This is a genomic window from Brevibacillus sp. FIR094 (genome assembly GCF_050477165.1).
Taxonomy (GTDB): domain Bacteria; phylum Bacillota; class Bacilli; order Brevibacillales; family Brevibacillaceae; genus Brevibacillus.
The window spans coordinates 1-1,372 of sequence record NZ_JBEAES010000080.1; the positions used below are offsets into that span (position 1 = coordinate 1).

Consider the following 1,372-nt stretch of genomic DNA (forward strand, 5'->3'; position numbering starts at 1 on the left):
TATTAAAAATGGTCAACCAGTAAAAACTGGCTGACCTCATAATACGAACGGGCAGATTAGTTTAAGATCAAGCGCGGAGAACCGTTTCTCAAATGACGGCAAGTTTATGTGTTGAAACGTAAAGAGGACAGTTCAAACTGCTTCGGAAAGATGATATCTTGAATACAGATTATGCCGAGAGCGAGTGATCTTTGATGGTAATTAAATTGTACAGGGAAAGGCTGAGTGATCAATAGAGGAGGTAAGCCTTTGTACAACCATTTAGAACTAATGAGCATTCAAGCAAGAGTACTCTATATTCATGATCATGCTGGACGTATCACAACGATTAATGAGCCAACGAACCAGCCTGCTCCTCGATTTTTTTGGGGACAGACCGTTGCTGGCAGTATTGTAAGATTTCACAGCGACGTACCAAATCGCATAATCCATGACATCATACAATCCCTGAATCAAGGCGATTCAACCGAGCAACTGCCTAATGTTATTCACGCGTTGGAGAAAGACAGAGAAATTAGAGGCTTATGGATGGGACCGGCTTTTACATTTCATGAAGCCGTAAAGGATTACACAGACGCCACCTTGGTCACTGAAGAGAATAAATACTGCTTGGAACCAGGGTTTCCTACTCTTTTATCGGAACTAAAGTTTCGAGGACCTTGTTTTATGGTGACGGAAAACAACATGGCCGTATCTGTCTGTTTTAGTGCCAGAAGTAGCGATAAGGCTGCAGAGGCCGGAGTCGAGACATTGAAAGATTATAGAGGAAAAGGATATGCGATGCACGTAACGTCCTCATGGGCCCAAGCGATACGACGGTCTCAAAGGATTCCTTTATATAGTACATCATGGGATAATTATTCTTCGCTTTCCATTGCAAAACGCCTTCGTCTTCACCTTTATGGAACGGATATTTCGATATATTAAGGTTTACATTAAAATGAAAGGCCATTCCGGAAAGGATGGCCTTAAAACTTGCCGTTACAAACAGCGTGATGAAGCGTATCACATGTTAAAGCAACGCGTACATCTGACTTTTAATCAGAGGGTCGAAGGTTCGAGTCCTTCATGGCTCACCAGTATTAAGAATTTAATGCGGTTGTGGCGGGGCGACCCGTGTGAGTCTCGCCGACCGCACCATGTAAATCTAAGTACAAGAGTGAAAAAAGTATTTGAATTACTGATGGATACATGTTATATTATTAATCTGTCCGCAGGGAGTTTAGTGTGACAGAACAAATTGAGTAAGGTTGAAAAAAGATATTGACTCATTCCTCTCAATTTGATAAGATGTAATCCTGCGGTTGAGGCCGCCGGGAAAAATGCTCTTTGAAAACTGAACAGCGAAAGCGTTAATGAGTCTATCATTAAA

The 1,372-nt window shown here is 41.8% G+C and carries 1 protein-coding gene; it reads left to right on the forward strand.

What is annotated here, in order from left to right:
• The first annotated feature begins 249 nt into the window (after positions 1 to 249).
• A complete protein-coding gene (locus ACQ5DJ_RS29855) occupies positions 250 to 927 on the forward strand; it encodes a GNAT family N-acetyltransferase (protein ID WP_429845618.1) in 678 nt (225 codons plus the stop codon).
• Positions 928 to 1,372: the final 445 nt, after the last annotated feature.